Origin of the sequence: Kribbella sp. NPDC050470, from assembly GCF_044458365.1 — a bacterium.
GTDB lineage: Bacteria > Actinomycetota > Actinomycetes > Propionibacteriales > Kribbellaceae > Kribbella.
The window spans coordinates 114,662-135,390 of sequence record NZ_JBITHV010000003.1; the positions used below are offsets into that span (position 1 = coordinate 114,662).

The following is a 20,729-nucleotide window of genomic DNA, read 5'->3' on the forward strand; positions in this document are numbered from 1 at the left end:
GGCCAATGGATCTCGGGCAAGCATTGACAAAAGAGATTTTTACGTACAAAGTTCTTTGTGTGATCAGAGACGTGATGCACCTGGAGCAGCTCGAGCAGGCCGAGGCGCTGTTCAAGCCGCAGCGCATCGAGGTGCTGCGGCGGCTGGCCGAGCCGCACACCTGCGGCGAGGTGGCGGAGCAGCTCGGGCAGACTCCGCAGCGCGTCTACTACCACGTCAAGCGCCTCGTCGAGGCCGGCCTGGTGACCCTGGTGGAGGAGCGCAAGGTGCGCGGCATCCACGAGGGCATCTACCAGGCGACGGCCCGCTCGTACTGGCTGTCACCGCGGCTCGTCGGCCGGATCGGCGGGCTGCGCAGGGCCCAGGACGAGCTGAGCCTCGGCTACCTACTGGACCTGATGGAAGAGGTCCAGACCGACATCGCCGCGCTGGACCGGGCAGCTCCGGAGCTGCCGTCCATCGGGGTGTCCGGTGAGATCCGGGTCCCACCGGACCGGCGGCGGGAGTTCTTCGAAGACCTGCAAAGCACGTTGAAAGACCTGTTCTCGCGCTACGGCGGCTCCGAGGGCGACGCCTTCAAGCTGGCCGTGGCCTGCTACCCCAAGGGAGACCAAGACCATGACTGAACCGCTCGTTCTCACCGCCCGCGCCAAGACCGGCATCGACGCCGTCCAGCAGGCGCTGACCGACCCCAAGACCCTCAACCTCTGGCTCGGCGAGCACGCGAACGTCGACCTGCCCGGGACCTTCGAGTTCTGGGGCCGCTACATCCCCGAGGGCGACGCGCCGCACCAGCGCGTCCTCGAGTACGACGGCCGGACGCTGAAGCTGGCGTGGACCCTCGGCGGCGAGGAGACCACCACCGAGATCACGCTGGTCGACGAGGGCCCCGACGCCACCCTGATCAAGCTGTCCCAGACCGGGTTCGACTACACCGACCTGGTGGCCGGCGGCAACATTCGCGGCGTGCTGCAGACCTTCTGGGCGCTCGCGCTCGCCAACCTGGTCGACCACCTCGAGGGCCGTGAGCTGACGCCCCGGCAGGACTTCACCTCGACCGACTTCAGCGGTGAGGTGCTGATCGACGCCCCGGTCGCGCAGGTCTACGACTCGCTGGTCGACTCCGAGAAGGTGTCCGCGTGGTTCGGCTACCCGATCGGCATCGAGCCGGAGGTCGGCGGCCGGTACGCGATGGGCGGCTTCGACTCCGGGATGCCGCCCGCGAAGGTCGTCGACCTGGTCGAGGGCAGCAAGATGTCGGTCGACTGGGGCCCGGCCGGCGTCAGCACCTGGGAGCTGGCCGAGTCCGAGGGCAAGACCCGGCTCACCTTCGTGATGAGCGGGTTCGACACCGACAACGCGCCGTACTCCGCATGGCTCGGCTGGCTCAGCGGCGTCGCCGAGCTCCGCCGCTACAACGAGCAGGCGAACTGGCAGCCCATCTGGGTCGCCTAGAAGTACCCGGGCCGGATGGAGTCCGACATCAGATCGAGCAGGGCGGTCACCGCTCTGCTCGGTCTCCTTCCGCCCATCGTGATCGCCGACAGCGTCCAGCGCAGGTCCGCCCCGGCGATCGGCAGCCGGGTCACGCCCGGCAGTTCCGCTCCCTCCAAGTTCGGTACGACGGCGACGCCGAGCCCGGCGCGCACGTAGTCCGGGACCGCGGTCACGTCGGGAACCTCGACCTGGACCCGGCGCTGGATGCCGGCGTTGTCGAAGACCCGGTCCACCGTCCGCCGGTTACCGAACCCGCCCAGCATGTCCACGAACCGTTCCCCGGCCAGCTCGCCGAGCCTGATCTCGGACCGGCCGGCCAGCGGGTGCGACGACGGCAGCAGCACGACGAACGGCACCGCGCCGATCTCCCGCACCTCCAGCCCGACCAGGTCCGGCTTGGCCAAACCGACCAGGGCGAGGTCGAGCCGACCGTGCCGGACGTCGTCCGCGAGTCCGCTCGATCCGCTCGGCGACGTGGTCACCTGGACGTCGACCAGCGGGTACTTCCGGTTGAACGCACCGAGCAGCTCGGCCAGGTCGACCAGCCCGATCCGGGTCATTGTCCCGATCCGGATGTTGCCGCGCAGGCCGGTCGACACCTCCTCGACCGCGGCCCGGGCCCGGTCCAGCGCCTCCAGCGCAGCCTTTGCCTCCGGCAACAAAGCCTGGCCGGCCGTGGACAGCGTCACGCGCCGGGTCGACCGGTCGAACAACGTCGTCTTGAGATCGGCCTCCAGCGCCCGTACGGCGGCCGACACCGTGGACTGGACCGTGAACAGGCGCCGCGCCGCGCGGGTGAAGCTCAGTTCCTCCGCGACCGCGACGAAGTACTCGAGCTGGCGGCTGTCCACAGACTCAATTATCGCTAGCACCGATAAGACCGTGCAAGAACTTTCGTTGGACTCGATAGATCCTGCGAGCGAACCTGGTGACATGTCCGCTCTGACCAGTTCCCACGCGCTGGAGTCGAGGCGTGTACGGTTCGCGCACGGTCCGGGGTTCTGGGTGATCGCCGCGGCGTTCCTGACCGTGATGGCGTTCTCCACCGTGCCGACCCCGCTGTATGCCATCTACCAGCAACGCGACGGCTTCCCGACGTACGTCATCACCGTCATCTTCGCCAGCTACGCGGTCGGCGTGATGGCGTCGCTCTACCTGGCCGGCCACGTCAGCGACTGGCTCGGCCGACGCCGGGTCGCGCTGCTCGCCGTACTCGCGCAGGCACTCTCGGCCCTCGTATTCCTCGTCTGGCAGGACGTACCGGGATTGCTGCTCGCACGCTTCATCTGCGGCGTCGGCGTCGGAGTGCTCACCGCGACGGCGACCGCCCACCTCTCCGAGCTTCGCCAGATAGCCCGCCCCGAGGAGGACCCGAGCCGCTCCGCGCTGATCTCCAGCATGGTCAACCTGGGCGGCCTGGCCTTCGGCCCGTTGGTGGGTGGTCTGCTGGCGACCTACATGTCCGCACCGCTGGAGCGCCCGTACGAGGTCTTCCTGGTGTTGCTGGTGCTGAGCGCCATCGGGATCGCGCTGGTGCCCGAGACGGTCGAGCGGCTGGAGGAACGCCCGGCGTACCGGCCGCAGCGCGTGGCGCTTCCGTCGGCGGCGAAGCCGTTGTTCTTCGCCACGGCCATCGGCGCCTTCGCGGCGTTCGCGATCTTCGGACTGTTCACGTCGCTGGCGCCGACCTTCCTGGCCGGCACGCTGCACCACACGTCCCGGCTGCTGGCCGGAGTGGTCACGTTCGTCGTGTTCCTCGCCGGGGCGGTGAGTCAGGTCGTCTTCGTCCGGATGAGCCGGCGGAACCAGTTGCGGCTCGGGCTGGTGTTCATGTCGCTCGGCCTGGCCGGCGTCGCCGTGGGTGGCCTTGTTCCCAGCCTCTGGTTGTTCACCCTCGGCGGCGTCGTCTCTGGCGCCGGGGCAGGCGTCGTCTTCCGGGGCGCCGTCGCGACGGCGGCTTCGCTGGCCGACCCAAGCTCCCGAGGTGAGGTGCTGGCCGCGCTCTTCCTGATCGCGTACGCCGGTCTGGCCGTCCCGGTGCTCGGGATCGGCGCCGGCATCGCCTTCCTCCCGGCTCAGGTCGCGCTGCTGCTGTTCTCCGCCGTCATCCTGATCCTGGTAAACACCGCCGTCCTCCGCATGCTCGCCGCAACCAAGTAGACCCGCTACGGAAGACCCGTGAACTGGGCGATGGCGGCCGCTACAGTCCTGGCGTGGGAGGTGTGCCGGAGTACTGGCTGATGGGTGGCGTCATCGCGCTGAACAGCGGCGCCGAGAACGGGTTCAAGCAGGAGGTCGACCGAGTTGTCGACCTCCTCGGCGAGGACGAGGCGTGGCTGGCCTGGTGGCGGGGTATCAGCGAGGCTCCGGTGCTGGAGGTGCAACTCCTCGTGCTGAAGGCGGAGCACACGTTGAGTCCCGACTCCGACGAGCGAGTACGGCGCGGTCGCAAGCGGCACGTGGTGCGGCTTGCACGTCGACTTCGATCGGCTCGAGCCGTTGGAGCCTGACGAACGCAGACTGTTCGCCCTGCCGGCCGTCCTCGACGGCATCACCCGCATGGCGGAGTCGCTGGAGGCCGTGGGCGAAACCCCGGCGGTGCCGTACGACGTGCGTCCGGCACCGCTCAGCGTGGGCACCGTGCGCCGCCGACGTCTCCGTGAACTGCAGGGACAGCCGAATGCTCAGCTGCCACGACACTGGGTGCTGGCCGAGGGTGATCCGGTGCCACGTGAACGAGACTGCGGGGATGGCTCGGTCGCACACAGCGGAGGCGAGGAAGCGGTGATCGTCGAGATTCACGTGCCGTTGAGCGGGGAGGGCGGGATCCTGCCAGGCGAGGCTGGGTATGAGTTCGGGTGGATCGACGACGTCGAGGAGTTTCTTGACGATGAGTCGAGTGACGGCAGTTTCGAGATCTATGACGAGGGTGAGGAGTACGGCGACACCTACGTCTTCTTCATCACCGGCGCCGGCGAGGACGCCTTGCTGAGCACGGCGGTCGCAGTCGCCGCGCTGCCGGGAGTACCTGCAGGTGCCTTCGCCGTCATCACAGACGAGGAGTCAGAGGAGATCGGCACCGGCCGCCGCGTCGCGCTGGGCGGACGGGAGGCGCTCCTCGCGGCGTGGCGTGCGGAGGAGGAGCGGGTTCGGGAGGGCTGGGACTTCTCGCATCTGGCTGGGCGTGTCGACGCGGAGGATCCGCCGTGGGACTTCGAGACCGCTTGTCGTACGGCGCTCCGGGGCGCGCGGCACGTGCTCGACATGGGGACCGGGGGCGGGGAGCGGCTGCTGGCCTTGGCGGATGCGCTGCCGGCCGATGTCGTCGCGACCGAGGGATGGGAACCCAATCTCCCGGTCGCCACCGAGCGCCTCGCCGTTCGCGGAATACCCGTGGTGCAGTACGACGCCGACACCGACGAAACCATGCCCTTCGAGGACGGCCGCTTCGACTTGGTGATGAATCGGCATGAGGTGCTGGATCCGGCGGAGGTGTATCGGGTGCTGGCGCCGGGTGGGGTGTTCCTGACCCAGCAGGTCGGCGGGGACGACTTCGCCGAGGCCCACGAGATCTTCGGTGGCACGGCGGCGTACCTCGATCTCACCTTGGCGTATGCAACCCAGAGCCTGACCGCAGCCGGGTTCGTGATCGACGAGTGTGACGAGTGGCGCGGGTCCATGGCCTTCCGGGACATCGGTGCGCTGACCTACTACTTCAAGCTCGTGCCGTGGGACGTGCCGGACGACTTCGGGGTCGATCGGTACGCCGAGACACTGCTGCGACTGCACGAATCCGTGCCGGTGACCTTCACGCAGACGCGGTTCTGGGTCCGTGCGGTGAAGCCTGTTTAGGATCTGCGTATGGGTGTGACGGTGCGGGTTGGGGAGCAGGATGCCTATCTGGCGCGGGTGGGGCGGGCCGGGATGTTGTTGCTGCCGATGATCACGGGGATCGGGGAGCAGGTTCGGGAGTGGGCGGACGAGTTGGCCGGGGAGGGGATCACGGCACTGGTCTGGGATCCGTTCAAGGGGCGGAGTACGGACGACTCGACGCGCGAGGAGCTTGGGGCGCTGCTGCGTGAGATGGATGACGACAAGGCGCTGGCCGAGCAGATCGAGTTGCTGGACTACCTGACGGGTGATCTCGGGTGCAACAAGGTCGGGGTGATCGGCTGGTGCCTCGGCGGGCGGTTCGCGTTCTTGCTCGCGGCGCGGGACCACCGGGTGACCAACGTGGTCGCGTTCCACCCGACCGTCCCGTCGAAGCTTCCGCCGCACCACACATACGACGCCATCGCCGAGGCCGGCGCGATCACGGCGCCGGTGCTGGTCAGCTACCCGAGCGCCGACACCGCCGTACCGAACGCCGACTTCGAGGCCCTCGAGACCATCCTTCAGTCCCGTCAGACCAGTGCGACCTTCACCCAGTACTTCCCAGCCGCCGACCACGGCTTCTCCGACAAGTCCCGCCACGACAAGCCGGTCAACGCCGACGCCTTCCGCCTGGCCTGGCCGCAAGCCCTGGCCTTCATGCGATCCACCACGCACTAGGCAGCAGTTGCGGTGCGGCGGTGGGCTGTGGGGGTGGTGCCTCGGACTCGTTTGAAGGCGACGCTGAGGGCGAACGCGTTGGCGTAGCCGACCTGGCGGGCGATGGACTCGACGGTGTCGCGGGTGGAGCGGAGGAGGTCGGCGGCGAGGGTGATGCGCCAGCCGGTGAGGTAGGTCATCGGGGCCTCGCCGACGAGGGCGGTGAAGCGGCGGGCCAGGCTGGCTCGGGAGACGCCGACGCGGTCGGCGAGCTCGGTCACGCTCCACGGATGCGCGGGATTCTCGTGGATCAGCCGCAACGCCAGCCCGGCAACCGGGTCGCTCTGCGCCTGGTACCACCCCGGCGCCTGCGACTCCGGCCGCGCGAACCACGCCCGCAGCGTCGTGATCAACGCCAGATCGAGCCACCGATCCAGCACGCTCTGCTGACCGGGTTCGTCCCGCGCGATCTCGGCCAGCGCGATGTCCATCACCGACCCGGCGACCTCGGCAGCCGGTACGACGAGCACCGATGGAAGCGCCGCCAGCAACCGCTGACTCACATCCCCAGCCAGCTGATATGTGCCGCTGGCAACCATTGCCTCACCCTCGGCCCGGCCGCCGTACGTCCGCACCCCGAGTCGCGCGCTGTAGTCGACAGGTGCCCCAGGCAACGGTTCGCAGCGGCCGCCGGGGTGGATCCGCAGTTGCGGCGCCGTCGCCACGGCATCACCCACGATGTACGGCGCCGGCCCGGTGAACACCGCGACGTCGCCCTGCTCCATCCGCAGCGGCTCGATGCCGTCCCGCCGTACCCAGGCCGATCCGCGGACCAGCGTGGCCAGCGACAGCGCGGCCTCGTCGCAGATGTCGAGCGCCCAGGGCGGATCCATGATCGTCAGGTTGAACACGCCACCGCGCGCCCGGGTCCCGGCCAGCAGGTCGTCCAGCACATCCATGGCGACCACAGTACGCCACCTGAGCGCCTCGGACATCGAATTGCGCCGAACAACCATGGTTTGTCTCATCGAACCACGATGAAGTTATGCCATGACAACGACACCGATTCTGATCCTGAGTGGTAAGGGCAAGACCGGCCGCCGCGTCGTCGAGCAGCTCGAGGCGCGCAACGTCCCCTACCGGCTGGCCTCCCGGTCGAGCGCACAGCCCTTCGACTGGTACGACGACAGCACCTGGTCCGCCACGATCGCCGGCGCCGAGACGGCGTACCTGGCGCCGCCGGTCGGCCCGACCGGTCTCGCCCAGGCCTGCCGGTTCATCAAGCAGGCCGCCAACGAGGGCCTCCGCCGGGTCGTGCTGCTCTCCGGCCGCGGCGTCGGCAGCCCGGGACGCGACTTCGCCGTGTACGACGGTTCGCTCGCGCTCGAGCACGCGGTCAAGGACAGTGGCGCCGACTGGACGATCGTCCAGCCGTCCTGGTTCGCGCAGGGGTTCAGCGAGGACTTCTTCCGCTACCACGTGCTGGCCGGCGAGATCCGGGTGTCGGCCGGGACCGGCGGCGAGGCCTGGATCGACACGAACGACGTCGGCGACGTGATGACCGCCGTACTGCTGGACGAGGCCTACACCGGCGCGACTTTCGCCATCTCCGGACCGCGCCACCTGACCATGACCGAGGTCGCCGCCGAGTTGACCGCCGCGACCGGCCGGCCGATCCGGTACGTCGACCTCGAGCCGCAGGCTCACGTCACCGAGCTGGTCGAGCAGGGTCTCGACCAGGAGGACGCCGAGGCCGTCCGCGACCTGTTCGCGGTGATCCGCAACCACCGGTCCGAGTACGTCTCCGAAGGCGTTCAGCAGGTCCTCGGCCGCGCCCCGCGCGACTTCGCCGACTGGGCCCGCGAGACCGCCGCCACCGGAATCTGGCAGCAGTAGTAGAGCGGGCACCACCTCGAGTCGGGAGACTGCAGGATGGGGAGCGGCGGGCGGCCGCGACAGGGTTGAAGCACCCACCAAGGAGGCTTTGATGAAGAGAGTTCCGGCCGCTGTCGCCCTGCTCGCCGCAGTGGCGCTGCCCGCATCCACAGCGACCGCAGCACCGCCCACCAACCCGGTCCCGGCCCTGACCCGAGCGGCCCACCCCCTGATCAGCACCGACCCGTCGAGCACCGCCTGGGACCTTCGCCCGCTGACCAGGATGGTCGGTACGGCGAAGGTCGTCGGCGTCGGCGAGGCCACGCACAACTCGCACGAGTTCTTCATGCTCAAGCACCGCATCTTCCGGGCGCTGGTCGAGCAGAAGGGCTTCACTGCGTTCGTCCTGGAGGCGAGCTGGAGCACCGGCCTCGAGCTCGACCGGTACGTCGTCACCGGCGTCGGCGACCCGCGCGAGATCATGCGCCGCGAGTTCCAGGGCGCGTACGGGTTCTGGAACGTCCAGGAGTACCTCGACCTGATCGAGTGGATGCGCGCCTACAACCGCACCCACGCCCGCAAGCTCCGCTTCGTCGGCGACGACGTCGGCTACGCGAGCCCGGCCCTGATCGACCGCGTCGCCGCCAAGGACCCCAGGCTCACCCCGCTGTACGCCGGCATCCGTTCGACCGCGGAGTACAACGAGTGGAGTACGACGTACTTCGCCAAACCCCTGCCCGAGCGCCAGGCCCTCGAGGCGTCGGCCCGTGAAGCGCTGAAAATCGTCCAGCAGACCAAGGACCAGTGGACGATCCAGCACGCCCGGGCGATCTGGCAGACCACCAAGCTGTACTCCTTCGACGTCGAGAGCCCGACGGAGTTGCCCAAGGCAATGTTGTTCCGCGACCAGGCGATGGCCGACAACACCGCCTGGTGGACCCGGACGACCGGTGACAAGGCGGTCCTGTCCGCGCACAACGGGCACGTCGGCTACGACTCGTCGATGCCGTCGCAGTACCCGAAGATCCAGGGCGCGTTCCTGCGTGAGCAACTCGGCAAGGGCTACGTCAACGTCGGCCTGAGTTTCGACAGCGGCTCGTTCAACGCCAACGACACCGAGGATCCCCAGGGCCGGCTACGCACCTTCACCATCGGGTCCGCACCGGCCGGCAACAACGAGCACACCCTTGACCAGGTCCCGTACCGCGACTATCTGGTCGACCTGCGGACCCTCCCGAAGCCGACCAAGGACTGGCTGAGCGTCGCTCGCCCGACCCGCGACATCGGCACCGCCTACCCGTGGCCCGACCTCCCGGTGAAGCTCGGCACGACGTACGACGTCCTGATCCACCTCCACCGAGTCACCGCAGCCCAACTGCTGCACTGACCCAACGCGAAGGCCCCGCACCCACCTGAAGGTGCGGGGCCTCGCGCTGGGCCGTCAGCGGTGGCTGTGCTGCAACTTGACGTACTCGGAGTGGGTCATCTCCTGGAGCTCGGACGCCGCGGTCTTGGCCTGGAAGCTCGCGCCCTGGCCGACGGCGCCGCCGCCGAAGACGATGTTCGCCCAGTTGTTCTGGGCGGTCAGCGTCGTGGTGGCGTTGTCGTCGTTGATGTCCGCGGCGGTGGTGTCGGTGGCGTCACCGTCGCAGTTCCAGTCGATCGGCCCGCTGGCTGCGCCGGACGTCGTCCGGGTGGTGCCGTTCGGGCACTTCCACTTGGTCTTCCACGCCGACGCCGAGCTGCCGAGGCCGACGGACTCCCGCAGGCTGGCCTCGTTCAGCGCCGCCGGGGCGACGTTCGAGTAGCCCCAGTAGAGGGTGCCGTTGGAGCGCAGCACGCCGCCGAGCTGGAAGAAGTAGTTCATCACGCTCAGGTAGTTGGGTTTGTAGTTCCCGTGGTCGGTGCCGCCGTGCCGCAGGCCCAGGTTGTGCCCGAGCTCGTGGATGAAGGTGCCGACCTCCTGGTCGTCGGTGCCGGCCCAGCCGCACTTCGGGCCGACGGTGACGATGAACGTGTCGTTCGGGATCGCGAACGCCTGGCCGCTGCTGCAGCCGTTGTCGTAGCTGTCGGCCCACAACATGTAGTGGAAGACCGCACGGCGGGCGCTCGCGAAGTTCGCGTTCTTGATCGCGGTGGTCTGCGACCCGGACGGCTGCAGGTTGTTGTCGTACGGGACCTGGTTGCCGCCGCCGAGGTTGTACGCCGCCCCGGCCGCGGCGCCCGCGTCGAGGTGGATCTTGATCCCGGTGGTGCCGTCGGGGTTGCTGACCGGCGCGGACGCGAAGACCTGGACGATCCGGTCCAGGCCCGCGGTGCTGGTCAGCCGGCCGGACATGTAGTCCATCTCGACGAACAGGTCCTTCTTGGTCGGCGACGCGCCCATCGCGGGCAGGTTCACGTCGATGGTGCCGTCACCGTTGGCGTCGTACCCGTTGGTCTCCCAGGTGTCGGGCAGCGAGTCGCCGTCGGTGTCGGTCGCCAGCACCGCCGCGGCCGCGGCCGGGGCTTCGTCGGGCGCCGACGGAACGGCCGCCACCGCGCCCGTGGTGGCGAGCGCGGCGACGGCCATGGATCCGAGCATGGATCCGAGCATGCTGAGCAGGGCGGGGCGGGGCCTCATCAGATCTCCTAGTGGGCGGTGGGTGATCTGCCCGCTACCGTAGGTGATTCGCCTCGGTTTTCAGAGGCCCATCAGGGTCATGGCCCAATTGGGTCAGCTGCCCGAGCGGAGCATCGCGCGGATGCCGACGGTCAGGCCGAGGACGGCGGTCACGATGGCGGCGACCCAGCCCCACAGGGCCGCGCTGGAGAACACGTCACCGGAGAACAGCGTCCGCTCGGCGTCGACGACGTACGACAGCGGGTTGAACTTCGCCGCGACCTTCATCCAGCCCGGACCGGTTTCCAGCGGCAGCAGCATCCCGGACAGGATCATCAGCGGGAACAGGAAGGTCTGCTGCACCACCCAGAACATCCAGTCCTGCTTGCGGACCGCGATCGCCAGCGCGTAGCTGAACGCGCCGAGCCCGACCCCGAACACCGCTAGGAGCGCCAGGCCGACGATCGCGCCGCCGAGGTGCAGGTCGAAGGCGAACGGCGTCATCACCGCGATCACCACGACCGCCTGCCCGAACAGCGGCACCATCTCCTTCAGCGCCCGGCCGACCAGCAGCGACGACCGCGACAGCGGCGTGACCAGCATCCGCTCGTGCGCGCCGGTCTGGAACTCGAACAGCAGGTTCGCGCCGGTCGTCGAGGTGCCGAACAGCGTGGTCATCACCAGGATCGACGGGACGAACCACTGCCAGACGCCGTCCCCGAAGGTCGCGCCCATCGAGCCGGACAGCAACGGCCCGAACAGGGCGAGGAACACCAGCGGCTGGATCATCCCGAACAGCAGCGAGAACGGATCCCGCAGCACCGGCTTGAGCTCCCGCGTCATCACGATCCGGATGTCGCGGAGCAGGTTCCGCCGCGGCTCCTCCGCGACCTGGATCGCAGGGGTCGAAAGCGTGAGGGTGGTCATGTCAGGCTGCCTTTCCGTTGGTCGCAGCAGCAGCCTCGCGGAGGCTGCGGCCGGTCAGGTTGAGGAACACGTCGTCGAGGGTCGGGCGGTGCACCTGGGCCGCCGCGACCGGTACGCCGTACTGCTGGGCTGCCGTGATCAGCTCCGGCAGCGCCGCCGGCCCGTCCGCGACCCGGACGCTGAGTTCGTCGCCGACGGCAACGACTTCCTGGGCTCCCGGCAACTTCTCCGCCAGCTCGGCGAGCTTCGCGAGGTTGCCGGGCGCGGCCGTCACGGCCAGCCGGTCGCCGGCCAGCTTGGCCTTCAGGGCCTCGGCGGTGTCGTCCGCGATCACCTGGCCGTGGTCCACCACGACGACCCGCTCGGCCATCGAGTCCGCCTCGTCCAGGTAGTGCGTGGTGAGCACGATGGTCATCGCGTACTGCTCGCGCATCCGCAGGATGTGGTCCCACAGGTTCGCCCGGTTCTGCGGGTCGAGACCGGTCGACGGCTCGTCCAGGAACAGCAGCTTCGGCGCGTGCACGAGGCCCATCGCGACATCGAGGCGGCGCCGCTGGCCGCCGGACAGCTCGGACACTTTGCGGCGGGCCAGCTCGGTCAGCTCCAGCGCCTCCAGCAGTTCACCGGTACGGCGCTTGGCCGCCCGCCGGTCGAGTCCGTAGATGACGCCCTGGCCGGCCAGTTCGTCACCGGCCCGCTGGTTGTGGCCGGCGCCGTTGCCCTGGCCGACGTACCCGATCCGGCGGCGGACCTGGCTGGGGTGCGCGGTCACGTCGTACCCGGCGACTGTCGCCCTACCCGACGTCGGCGCGATCAGGGTGGTGAGCATCCGCAAGGTCGTCGTCTTGCCGGCGCCGTTCGGGCCGAGGACGGCGACCAGCTCGCCGGGTTCGACGTCGAGGCTGATGCCGCGGACGGCGTGCACGGTCTCGGTGCGGCTCACCGCGAAGTCCCGGGTGAGCTCTCGGGTACTGATCACGGATGTCTCCTTTGCTGGGGTTGGTAAGCACGACTTTTCCAGCGGTAGAGGACAGGTTCTGGCCGGTACTCGTGGCAATCTGAAGTCATGTCCGAAACCTCGGCTCGACTTCTCTCGCTGCTGTCCCTGTTGCAGGCCCGCCGCGACTGGCCGGGCGCGCTGCTGGCCGAACGACTCGAGGTCAGCCCGCGCACCGTCCGCCGCGACGTCGACCGGCTGCGCGATCTCGGCTACCCGGTGCGCGCGACCAAGGGACCGGACGGCGGCTACCGCCTCGACGCGGGCGCGGACCTGCCGCCGCTGCTGTTCGACGACGACCAGGCGATCGCGGTCGCGGTCGCCCTGCAGACTGCGACGACCACGGTCACCGGCATCGAGGAGGGCGCCTTGCGCGCGCTCGCCACGGTTCGTCAGGTGATGCCGGCGCGGCTTCGGCAACGGGTCGACGCGCTTCAGGTCACCACGGTCGACCGGTACGCCGGATCACGCCGTACGAAGGTGGATTCGGACCACCTGATCGCGATCGGGATGGCGTTGCGAGCCCGGGAGGTACTGCGGTTCGACTACGCGTCACCGCGGGCGTCCAACGACGACGAGTGGCAGCCGCCGCGGAAGGTCGAGCCGCATCACCTGGTGACGTGGGGCTGGAAGTGGTACCTGGTCGGCTGGGACCTGGACCGGAAGGACTGGCGGACGTTCCGGGTGGACCGGATGACGCCGAAGACGCCGACCGGGCCGCGTTTCACCCCGCGGGAGCTGCCTGCGCCCGACGTGGCGACGTACATCTCGAACCAGTTCAAGTCGCGGGACCAGTGGCCGTGCCGTGGGGAGGCCATCCTGCAGGCGAAGGCGTCCGACATCGTCCAGTGGGCCGGCCGCGACGCGGTCGTCGAGGAGATCACCCCGACCAGCTGCCGCCTCATCCTCAACGGCTGGTCCTGGACCGGCCTTGCCGCCAACTACGGCATGTTCGAGTGCGACCTCGAGTTCATCGGCCCCCAGGAACTCAAAGACGCTGCCGCCCACCTCGCCCAGCGCTACACCGCCGCGGCGTCATGAGCACCGAACTCGTGGTTGCCGACGCGAACGCCTGGCACGACTGGCTTACAGAGCACCATCAGGTCAACGACGGGATCTGGCTGGTCCTCGCCAAGAAGAACGTGACCACCCCGACGAGCCTCAGCTACGACCAGGCCCTCGAGGAGGCGCTGTGCCACGGCTGGATCGACGGCCAGCGGAAGGGGCGGGACGAGCACACGTTCACGCAGCGATTCACACCTCGGCGCGCCCGCAGCCTGTGGTCGAAGCGGAACGTGACCATCGTCGAGCGGCTGGAACGAACAGGCCGGATGGTCCCGGCCGGCCGCGAGCAGGTCGAGCTCGCGAAGTCCGACGGCCGCTGGGACCGGGCGTACGGCGGATCCGGTGCGCTCGAGGTTCCGGCGGACCTGGCCGAGGCACTGGCGGCGGTGCCCCGGGCGCAGGCGATGTTCGACATCCTGACCAGCGCCAACCGGTTCGCGGTCGTGTACCGGGTCACGTCGCCGAAGCGAGCGGAGACCAGGGCGCGGTGGATCGCGCGGGTCGTCGAGCAACTCGAGCGGGGCGAGACGATCTACCCGCAGAAGCGGACGCTGTGATCAGTACAGCAAGGGGTTGAGGGGGGAGGAGACCTGGTCGCCGGGTTGGTTGCCGGGCATCCAGGTGGCGAGGTCGGTTTCCTGGTACTTGTTGGCGGGTGCGGCGATCTCCATCGCGGCGTCGACGTAGATGATCGTCATCACGCGCCGCGGGATGTCGGTGGTGTTCGGCGGCGCGTGGTGGAAGGTCCAGCCGAGGTGGTAGCTGACCTCGCCGAGCTCGTAGGGCTCGGAAACCTCGGTGAAGTTCTGCTCGGCCAGCGCCTCTTGCAGGACCCGCTCGGACTCGTCGCTGATCGGCAGGTCCCGGCCGTGCTCGAAGACGTGACTGCCCGCGGCGAACGACAGCGGACCCATCTCCATCGGCGTCTCCTGCAGGGGCACCCACACCGTCACGCACCGGTCGGTCGTGAACGGCCAGTAGTACTGGTCCGCGTGCCACGGCGTGACCCCGCCGCCGGACTCCTTGTACAGCGCCTGGTCGTGGTACAGCCGGACCGACTGCACGCCGAGCAGTTGCGCCGCGATCCGCGCCAGCCGCGGTGAGGAGACGAACTCGAGCACCTGCTCGCTGTCCTGCCACAGGTTCATCACCTGCAGGAACGCCTTCCCGTAGGTGTCACGCTCCTCCAGCGGCAGGTCCTGGGTGTTCAGCTCGATCACCTTGCCGGTGATCTCCGGCTCGTACGCCGCGATGGTCTCGGCGCTCAGCACGTTCTTCAGCTTCACGAAACCGTGCTCGGCGAAGTGCGCGATGGCGGACCGGCTGAGGGTGTAGTCGGTCACTAGCTCTGGGCGGGTCAGAGTCATGGGACACAAGGGTTGCGGGACGCTTTATCGATGTAAAGATCAGTGATCAAATCTTTGCCCGAATCAGAGCACCGACCCGGCTCAGCCCGCGAACCGATCCAGCGCCGCCAGCACCAGTTCGTTCGTTCGGCGGCCACCGGCCCCGTGCCCTTCCTGCTCGACCAGGTGCAGCTCGGCATCCGGCCAGGCCTGGGCCATCATCCAGGCGATGTCGGGCGGACCGCTGATGTCGAGCTTCCCGTGGATCAGCACGCCCGGGATGCCGGCCAGCTTGCCCGCCTCGCGCACCAGCACCCCTTCGTCCAGCCACGCGGCGTTGCTCCAGTAGTGCGTGACGAGCCGGGCGAACCGCATTCGGAAGACCGGATCCTCGAACGCGGCGTCCGGCTTCCAGTCCGGGTGCGTCCGGACGTGCGTGTCTTCCCAGTCACACCAGTCCCGCGCTGCTTTCTCCCTGACGGCGGGATCGGGATCGTGCAGCAGGCGGCTGTACGCCAGCGCCAGGTTCCCGTCCCGCTGGTCCTCCGGCACGCCGTCACGGAAGCGCGCCCACTCCTCGGGGAAGATCCGGCCCATGTCCCGGGTGACCCACTCGACCTCTCGCCGGGTCGTGTTGGTGACGCTGAACAGCACGATCTCGGAGATCGCGTCAGGGTGCTGCTCGGCGTACGCGAGCCCGAGCGTTGCGCCGTGTGAGGCGCCCAGCAGCAGCCACTTTCCGATCCCGAGGTGGACCCGGAGTTGCTCGAAGTCCGCGATCAGGTGGGCGGTGGTATTCGTGCTCAGGTCCACGTCCGGCTCGGCGGCGTCCGGCGTACTGCGGCCGCAGTTCCGCTGGTCGACCAGCACCACCTTGTACCTCGACGGGTTGAAGTACCGCCGCCACGAGGAACCGGCGCCGGAGCCTGGGCCGCCATGGATCACCAAGGCCGGCTTGCCGTTCGGGTTGCCGCAGACCTCCCAGTACACGCGGTGGCCGTCGCCGACCTCGAGCAGGCCGTGGTCGTACGGCTCGGTCTCGGGATACATGGTCCGATCAGAGCACGCCGGAGTACGTCAGCGCGAACGTGCCGCAGGGAAAGAGGAACAGCGACGCGAGCACGATGATCCCCCTGAACGACTGCCCCGGCCCGATCAGTCGCCGGTACGCCGCGATCAGCACCGGCACCATCACGACCTCCAGCACGAGCATGCTGCGCGGGATGATCGTGTCCGTCGCGGCCAGCACGACCGACAGCCCGGCCGCCGCGATCCAGGCGCCGTACCCGATCAGGTACGTCGCCCGCGCGCCGAAGCGGACCGCGATCGTCTGGTACCCGGCCGCCCGGTCGGCTTCGAGATCGGCGAGTGTCGTCGGCAGGTACAGACCGACCGCGGCCAACGTGCCCTGCAGGCCCATCAGCCACGGGAAGCCGCTGAGGTCAGGATTGACGGCTGCCCAACCGGCGAGCGGCCCGAACGCGCCGAGCGCCACCGCGTTGACCGCGACGTCGAAGCCCGCCCGGGTCTTCAACCGGACCGGCGGCACGCTGTACGCGTACCCGAGCAAGACAGCGAGCAGGACGCCGAGCGCGAACACGATCCCGACGTGCAGGCTGATCCCGACCGCGGCGACTGCTGCCGCGAACGCCAGTCGCTTCACGGCTCGCAGCGTGATCCGGCCGTCGAGCAGTGGGGACTTGGACTTGCGCGGGTTCAGCCGGTCGCTCGGGAGGTCGTACGCATCGTTGATCGCGAGCACCGCGAGCCAGACCAGCGGGCCCATCACGACGGCGCCGACGATCAGCCGCGGCCAGTCCTCGAGCGGCGGGACCAGCCGCCGGGTCGCGAGCAGGATGCCGACGTAGTACGGCACGATCGACACGACCCAGAACGCCGGCCGGCCGACCGCGAGCACGTCCCGGACCCGCGGTGCCGCGGTCCGAACCCCCAGCGTCGTGGTCACACCACCACTCTGCTCCCGCCGGCCCGGACCGGTCCTCCTTCCGGAGAGTGAACCCCCTCACTCTCCCGGTTGAATGTGAGCAACGGAACCCTTCTCGAGCGCCACCCAGACCGATCCGTCCGCGTCCAGGGCCAGCCCGTGCGGCTCGGACCTCTCGCCCAGCGCGACCTCCTCGATCAGGTTGCCCCCGGCATCCAACCGGGCGACCGCGCCCGCACCCCACAAGGTGATCCAGCAGCCGCCGTCGTCGGTCGCGACCACGGCGTGCGGCTTCCACCCGGCCGGCAGCGCGAACTCCTCGACCTTCCCGTCCGGCGTGATCCGGCCGGCCTGGTCCGCGAGGATCTCCACGAACCAAACCGCGTCCGCGCCCGCGCTGATCCCGACCGGTCCCGCCGCGTCGGTCGGCAGCGGGTACGTCGTCACGTCGCCGGCCGTGGTCATCCGCCCGATCGCGTTGCCCTGGTTGAGCGTGAACCACAGGTCGTCGGCCGTCGCGGTGATCATCGCCGGAAACGCCCCGGACGTCCCGATCGGGTAGGTCGTCACCGCGCCGTCGACCGTGATCCGCCCGACCTGATCCGTGTCCATCAGCGTGAACCACACCGCGTCATCGGGCCCGGCGCAGATCCCGTACGGCGACCCCGGCACCTCGAACGCGGTCGCCGACGACCCGATCCGCCCGATCCGGTTGTCCCCGCTCCGCGTGAACCACATCGCGCCATCCGGACCCGGCACGATCACGCTCGGCCTTTCACCGGCGTCGTACCGCTCACCTGAGAGCCGGGCGACGACACCAGCGTGAACCTGCGTCGTCCACACCTCACCGTCGACGACGGCAACGCCGTACGGGCCGCTGACTTCATGTTCGGTGACCAACAAGGCTGGCTCCTTCACTAATGCGACGGCTGTTGCATTAAGATGCTGCCATGACGACAGGCGAGCGCGCAAGCAGGCCGGGTGGGCGGACGGCGCGGGTGCGCAGTGCCGTGCTGGCGGCGGTCGAGGCGGAGCTGGCCGAGCACGGGTACGACGGGTTGACGGTCGATGCGGTCGCGGCCCGGTCCGGCGTCCACCGCACGACGGTGTACCGGCGGTGGAAGACGGTCGCCGGGTTGCTCGTCGATCTGCTGCAGGCCGGGCTCGACGACTCGTGGGAGCCGGCCGACACCGGGACGCTCGAGGGCGACCTGGTCGCGCTCAACCGTGAGGTGCACGAGGCGCTGACCGCTCGCCCGTCGGTGACTCAGGCGGTGATCGCGGCGTCGTTCCGTACGCCGGAAGCCGCCGAGGCCCTGACTGCGTTCTGGGTGGACCGATATCGCCGCAGCGCGGACGTCGTACGGCGGGCCGTCGTACGCGGGGAGGTGGACGAGTCGACCGATCCGCACGAGGTGGTGACGACCGCGACCGCCCCGCTCTACCACCAGCTCGTGCTGCTCCGGCAGCCGTTGTCCCAGGCCGCCGCTGACCGCTACGCGAGAGCAGCCGCCGCATCAGCCCGGTCCGGATTAGGGTCTACTCACGCCTAGGTTTGAGGAGACTGCGTTGACTGGACGTCTGACGAACGAGGTCGTGCTGGTGACCGGGGCCGCGCGCGGGATCGGGCGGGCCGTGGCCGCGAAGGCCGCGGAGGAGGGCGCCGCCGTCGCGCTGGTCGACGTACTGGCCGACCAGCTCACCGCGACGACCGCGGAACTCCAGGAGACCGGCGCCAAGGTCGCGGCCGCGGTCGGCGACATCACAAACGAGACCTCCGTCCGCCAGGCCGTCGAGAAGCTCACCGACGACCTCGGCTCGCCGATCACCGTGCTGGTCAACAACGCCGGCAAGAACGCGTACGCCGACGCCACCAAGATGACCGTCGAGGAGTGGGACGGCGTCTTCAACGTGGACCTGAAGGGCGCCTGGCTGATGGCGCGGCAGGTGCTGCCCTCGATGATCGAGAACCGGCACGGCTCGATCGTCAACATCGCCTCGATCCACTCCAGCCTGACCACGGCCGGCATGTTCCCGTACGCCGCGGCCAAGTCCGGCCTGGTCGGGATGACCCGCAGCCTCGCCCTCGACGTCGCGCCGCACCAGGTCCGGGTGAACGCGGTCAGCCCCGGCTACATCGGCACCGACCTGCTCGAGGAGTTCTTCGACACCATCCCCGGCGAACGCGAGAAGGCGCTCAGCGTGCACCCGCTCGGCCGGATCGGGACACCCGAGAACGTCGCCGAGGTCGTCTGCTTCCTGGCCTCGCCCGCGGCTGCCTTCGTCACCGGTGCGAACTGGGCCGTCGACGGCGGCCTCGGCGTCCGCTACGCCTAGACCCCGGCGAGCTCAGCTGGGGTTGTAGGCGCAGGCCTCGGTGAGGTTGTCCGAGGTGGTCGGCGTCGCGGCCGGCCGGGTGGACGGTTTGGTCGTCGGTTGGGTGGTGGGCCGACGCGTTGTGGTTGTCGCCGGTGCGGTCGGCCGCGGCTTCGGCTGCGGGGTGAGCGCGTTCTGCACGATGGCCCGCATGCCCGCGTAGTTCGGGTTGCGCCCGTTCGGGTAGTTCTTCTTCTTGTCGAGGTCGATGTTGCTGATCCTTGCCGACTTCACCTTCTGGCCGAGGCCGACCAGGTGCGGCACCAGCTTCTCCGGGACGTCGGTGCGGATCAGCTGCTCGCCGGCCTTCGCGATCGACTGGTAGTTGGTCAGGACGTTCTGCGGGGTGGCGCGCTCGACGATCGCCTTGATCGTGCAGCGCTGACGCGCCTGCCGGGCCACGTCCGCGCCCGGCACCTTGTAGCGGCCGCGGGCGAACCACAGCGCGTCCTCGCCGTTCAGATGCCGGTTCGGGCCGGGCTCGAGGTAGCGGTTCGGTGGGATCTGCTTGTCGTCGTTCCCGCCGACCGGGACCGGGTAGTTGATGTTCACCGTGATCCCGCCGAGTGCCTCGACCAGCTGCTCGAACCCGGCCAGGTTGATCTGCACGTAGTAGTGCAGCTTCAGACCGAGCGCCTCACCGACCGACAGCTTCAGCACGTCGGCGCCCTCGTTGTCCGACGGCCCGAGGATGCCGGGGTGCAGCTCCGGGACCATCCGGTACATCGCGTCCAGGTAGAAGTTCGACTGCTCCTTGGGCCCGTTCGGGTCCCAGAAGCCGGTCGGGTACAGCTTGCGCAGCGGCGAGTCCTTCGGGAACGGCATCCGCATCCAGTTCCGGGTCAGCGAGATCAGCGCGGTGTCCCCGGTCCTGGTGTCGATACTCGCGACCATCACCGTGTCGGTCCGGGTCCCGTCCCGCCCTTCGCCGTCGTCCGCGCCGAGCAGCAGGATGTTCAGCCGGGGGAGTTGCGCCCACACGTCCTTGGTGTTGGTGATGGTCGGCCGGGTCTGGCTCTTCGTCTCGTCGTTCCCGAACACCTTCCGCACCAGGCTGCGTTGCGCCATCAGCGTCTGCGCGCCGAGCGCCGTACTGGACGCCATGGCAAAGCAGACCAGCCCGACCACGACCGCACCGAACAGCCGCGACACCGGCGCCGCTGTCAGCGGCCGCAGCATCTTGTACGACGTGACGAGTACGACGACCCAGCACAGGGCGGCCGCGGCCAGTCCGCCGACCATCCAGAGCAGCAACTCCGGATCCAGGGCCCACGCGATCACGTCGTCCCGGCGCTTCAGGCCGAGGTAGGCGGCCGCGCCGTACGCCGTGAGGCTGATCAGCGTCACCACGGTGCCGAGGCGGAATCGGCGGGCGGCCAGGTACGCCGTACCGGGAAGAAGCGCGCCGAGGACTGCCAGTGCGAGGGCGCCGACGGAGGTCCGCAGCCGAGGTCTCGGCCGACGGGCACGAGCGGCGCGGCGGGCTCTGGTGCTCGGGGACACGGCGCTCCTGTCGATCGGCGGCAAGACAGTGGACGCGTCCCCGGTTCGCGTCCACTCCCTTCGATT

At 69.2% G+C, this 20,729-nt stretch carries 22 protein-coding genes; 12 read left to right on the plus strand and 10 right to left on the minus strand.

Translation table 11 applies throughout. The annotated features are described in order from the left end of the window. Positions 1-59 precede the first annotated feature (59 nt). Both ACIBGM_RS08930 and ACIBGM_RS08935 read left to right on the plus strand, forming a co-directional pair. On the plus strand, positions 60-626 hold the full coding sequence (locus tag ACIBGM_RS08930) for a helix-turn-helix domain-containing protein (protein ID WP_360514031.1): 567 nt from the start codon (positions 60-62) through the stop codon (positions 624-626). Next, entirely contained in the window at positions 619-1,455 is an 837-nt protein-coding gene (locus ACIBGM_RS08935; protein ID WP_360514034.1) for an SRPBCC family protein, read from the plus strand. Before ACIBGM_RS08930 ends, ACIBGM_RS08935 begins: the two co-directional genes overlap by 8 nt. Here the strand turns inward: ACIBGM_RS08935 and ACIBGM_RS08940 are convergent. Further along, on the minus strand, positions 1,452-2,348 hold the full coding sequence (locus tag ACIBGM_RS08940; protein ID WP_360514037.1) for a LysR family transcriptional regulator: 897 nt from the start codon (positions 2,346-2,348) through the stop codon (positions 1,452-1,454). The two genes, ACIBGM_RS08935 and ACIBGM_RS08940, sit on opposite strands and share 4 nt — an antisense overlap. A gap of 82 nt (positions 2,349-2,430) precedes the next feature. On the opposite strand from ACIBGM_RS08940, the gene ACIBGM_RS08945 reads away from it, so the two are divergent. The 4 genes from ACIBGM_RS08945 to ACIBGM_RS08960 are packed head-to-tail and all read left to right on the plus strand — an operon-like array spanning position 2,431 to position 6,048. After that, positions 2,431-3,657, plus strand: coding sequence for an MFS transporter (locus tag ACIBGM_RS08945; protein WP_396384976.1), 1,227 nt, complete (start codon positions 2,431-2,433; stop codon positions 3,655-3,657). Positions 3,658-3,710: 53 nt separating this feature from the next. Then, a complete protein-coding gene (locus ACIBGM_RS08950; protein ID WP_396384977.1) occupies positions 3,711-4,007 on the plus strand; it encodes a hypothetical protein in 297 nt (98 codons plus the stop codon). Next, positions 3,967-5,349, plus strand: coding sequence for a class I SAM-dependent methyltransferase (locus ACIBGM_RS08955; RefSeq protein ID WP_396384978.1), 1,383 nt, complete (start codon positions 3,967-3,969; stop codon positions 5,347-5,349). Before ACIBGM_RS08950 ends, ACIBGM_RS08955 begins: the two co-directional genes overlap by 41 nt. 9 nt (positions 5,350-5,358) lie before the next feature. Continuing rightward, positions 5,359-6,048 carry a dienelactone hydrolase family protein gene (locus ACIBGM_RS08960; protein WP_396384979.1) on the plus strand — a complete coding sequence of 230 codons (690 nt, stop codon included), beginning with the start codon at positions 5,359-5,361 and terminating at the stop codon, positions 6,046-6,048. Here ACIBGM_RS08960 and ACIBGM_RS08965 read toward each other — a convergent pair. Next, on the minus strand, positions 6,045-6,986 hold the full coding sequence (locus tag ACIBGM_RS08965) for an AraC family transcriptional regulator (protein WP_360514049.1): 942 nt from the start codon (positions 6,984-6,986) through the stop codon (positions 6,045-6,047). The two genes, ACIBGM_RS08960 and ACIBGM_RS08965, sit on opposite strands and share 4 nt — an antisense overlap. Positions 6,987-7,077: 91 nt before the next feature. Between ACIBGM_RS08965 and ACIBGM_RS08970 the strand changes: the two genes are divergently transcribed. Beyond that, positions 7,078-7,923 carry an NAD(P)H-binding protein gene (locus tag ACIBGM_RS08970; protein ID WP_396384980.1) on the plus strand — a complete coding sequence of 282 codons (846 nt, stop codon included), beginning with the start codon at positions 7,078-7,080 and terminating at the stop codon, positions 7,921-7,923. 91 nt (positions 7,924-8,014) lie between these two features. Continuing rightward, a complete protein-coding gene (locus ACIBGM_RS08975; protein WP_396384981.1) occupies positions 8,015-9,289 on the plus strand; it encodes an erythromycin esterase family protein in 1,275 nt (424 codons plus the stop codon). 54 nt (positions 9,290-9,343) lie between these two features. Here the strand turns inward: ACIBGM_RS08975 and ACIBGM_RS08980 are convergent, their stop codons facing one another. The 3 genes from ACIBGM_RS08980 to ACIBGM_RS08990 form a co-directional block, all read right to left on the minus strand. Beyond that, positions 9,344-10,525 (minus strand): hypothetical protein, encoded by a 1,182-nt coding sequence (locus tag ACIBGM_RS08980; protein ID WP_396384982.1) that lies wholly within the window; start codon positions 10,523-10,525, stop codon positions 9,344-9,346. Between the two features lie 93 nt (positions 10,526-10,618). Next, positions 10,619-11,431: an ABC transporter permease gene (locus tag ACIBGM_RS08985; protein WP_360514060.1), complete on the minus strand. Its 813-nt coding sequence runs from the start codon at positions 11,429-11,431 to the stop codon at positions 10,619-10,621. Between the two features lies 1 nt (position 11,432). Beyond that, positions 11,433-12,410, minus strand: coding sequence for an ATP-binding cassette domain-containing protein (locus ACIBGM_RS08990; protein ID WP_396384983.1), 978 nt, complete (start codon positions 12,408-12,410; stop codon positions 11,433-11,435). 87 nt (positions 12,411-12,497) lie between these two features. Between ACIBGM_RS08990 and ACIBGM_RS08995 the strand changes: the two genes are divergently transcribed. Both ACIBGM_RS08995 and ACIBGM_RS09000 read left to right on the plus strand, forming a co-directional pair. Then, positions 12,498-13,469 (plus strand): WYL domain-containing protein, encoded by a 972-nt coding sequence (locus ACIBGM_RS08995; protein WP_360514066.1) that lies wholly within the window; start codon positions 12,498-12,500, stop codon positions 13,467-13,469. After that, positions 13,466-14,050 (plus strand): YdeI/OmpD-associated family protein, encoded by a 585-nt coding sequence (locus tag ACIBGM_RS09000; protein WP_360514070.1) that lies wholly within the window; start codon positions 13,466-13,468, stop codon positions 14,048-14,050. Before ACIBGM_RS08995 ends, ACIBGM_RS09000 begins: the two co-directional genes overlap by 4 nt. Here the strand turns inward: ACIBGM_RS09000 and ACIBGM_RS09005 are convergent, their stop codons facing one another. From ACIBGM_RS09005 to ACIBGM_RS09020, 4 genes are all read right to left on the minus strand, one after another. Next, the gene (locus ACIBGM_RS09005) at positions 14,051-14,860 is read right to left on the minus strand and encodes a phytanoyl-CoA dioxygenase family protein (RefSeq protein WP_360514073.1); all 810 of its coding nucleotides are present in this window, start codon (positions 14,858-14,860) and stop codon (positions 14,051-14,053) included. A gap of 81 nt (positions 14,861-14,941) precedes the next feature. Then, on the minus strand, positions 14,942-15,889 hold the full coding sequence (pip, locus tag ACIBGM_RS09010; RefSeq protein WP_360514076.1) for a prolyl aminopeptidase: 948 nt from the start codon (positions 15,887-15,889) through the stop codon (positions 14,942-14,944). 7 nt (positions 15,890-15,896) lie between these two features. Further along, entirely contained in the window at positions 15,897-16,805 is a 909-nt protein-coding gene (locus ACIBGM_RS09015) for a UbiA prenyltransferase family protein (protein ID WP_396384984.1), read from the minus strand. 57 nt (positions 16,806-16,862) lie between these two features. Next, complete coding sequence (locus ACIBGM_RS09020; RefSeq protein ID WP_396384985.1) at positions 16,863-17,687, minus strand: virginiamycin B lyase; 825 nt, start codon at positions 17,685-17,687, stop codon at positions 16,863-16,865. Positions 17,688-17,734: 47 nt separating this feature from the next. On the opposite strand from ACIBGM_RS09020, the gene ACIBGM_RS09025 reads away from it, so the two are divergent. Further along, positions 17,735-18,337: a TetR/AcrR family transcriptional regulator gene (locus ACIBGM_RS09025; RefSeq protein WP_396384986.1), complete on the plus strand. Its 603-nt coding sequence runs from the start codon at positions 17,735-17,737 to the stop codon at positions 18,335-18,337. Positions 18,338-18,353: 16 nt separating this feature from the next. Beyond that, positions 18,354-19,121 (plus strand): SDR family NAD(P)-dependent oxidoreductase, encoded by a 768-nt coding sequence (locus ACIBGM_RS09030; RefSeq protein ID WP_396384987.1) that lies wholly within the window; start codon positions 18,354-18,356, stop codon positions 19,119-19,121. Positions 19,122-19,133: 12 nt separating this feature from the next. On the opposite strand, the gene ACIBGM_RS09035 is transcribed toward ACIBGM_RS09030, so the two are convergent. Continuing rightward, positions 19,134-20,663 (minus strand): LCP family protein, encoded by a 1,530-nt coding sequence (locus ACIBGM_RS09035; protein WP_396384988.1) that lies wholly within the window; start codon positions 20,661-20,663, stop codon positions 19,134-19,136. Between the last annotated feature and the right edge of the window lie 66 nt (positions 20,664-20,729).

Bases quoted from the DNA above. Each gene is read 5' to 3' on its own strand.
- ACIBGM_RS09025 (WP_396384986.1), top strand. From the start codon at position 17,735: ATGACGACAGGCGAGCGCGCAAGCAGGCCGGGTGGGCGGACGGCGCGG.
- ACIBGM_RS08970 (WP_396384980.1), top strand. From the start codon at position 7,078: ATGACAACGACACCGATTCTGATCCTGAGTGGTAAGGGCAAGACCGGC.
- ACIBGM_RS08935 (WP_360514034.1), top strand. From the start codon at position 619: ATGACTGAACCGCTCGTTCTCACCGCCCGCGCCAAGACCGGCATCGAC.
- pip (WP_360514076.1), bottom strand. From the start codon at position 15,889: ATGTATCCCGAGACCGAGCCGTACGACCACGGCCTGCTCGAGGTCGGC.
- ACIBGM_RS08980 (WP_396384982.1), bottom strand. From the start codon at position 10,525: ATGAGGCCCCGCCCCGCCCTGCTCAGCATGCTCGGATCCATGCTCGGA.
- ACIBGM_RS08995 (WP_360514066.1), top strand. From the start codon at position 12,498: ATGTCCGAAACCTCGGCTCGACTTCTCTCGCTGCTGTCCCTGTTGCAG.
- ACIBGM_RS08960 (WP_396384979.1), top strand. From the start codon at position 5,359: ATGGGTGTGACGGTGCGGGTTGGGGAGCAGGATGCCTATCTGGCGCGG.
- ACIBGM_RS08945 (WP_396384976.1), top strand. From the start codon at position 2,431: ATGTCCGCTCTGACCAGTTCCCACGCGCTGGAGTCGAGGCGTGTACGG.
- ACIBGM_RS09005 (WP_360514073.1), bottom strand. From the start codon at position 14,860: ATGACTCTGACCCGCCCAGAGCTAGTGACCGACTACACCCTCAGCCGG.
- ACIBGM_RS08985 (WP_360514060.1), bottom strand. From the start codon at position 11,431: ATGACCACCCTCACGCTTTCGACCCCTGCGATCCAGGTCGCGGAGGAG.
- ACIBGM_RS08965 (WP_360514049.1), bottom strand. From the start codon at position 6,986: ATGGATGTGCTGGACGACCTGCTGGCCGGGACCCGGGCGCGCGGTGGC.
- ACIBGM_RS09000 (WP_360514070.1), top strand. From the start codon at position 13,466: ATGAGCACCGAACTCGTGGTTGCCGACGCGAACGCCTGGCACGACTGG.
- ACIBGM_RS08975 (WP_396384981.1), top strand. From the start codon at position 8,015: ATGAAGAGAGTTCCGGCCGCTGTCGCCCTGCTCGCCGCAGTGGCGCTG.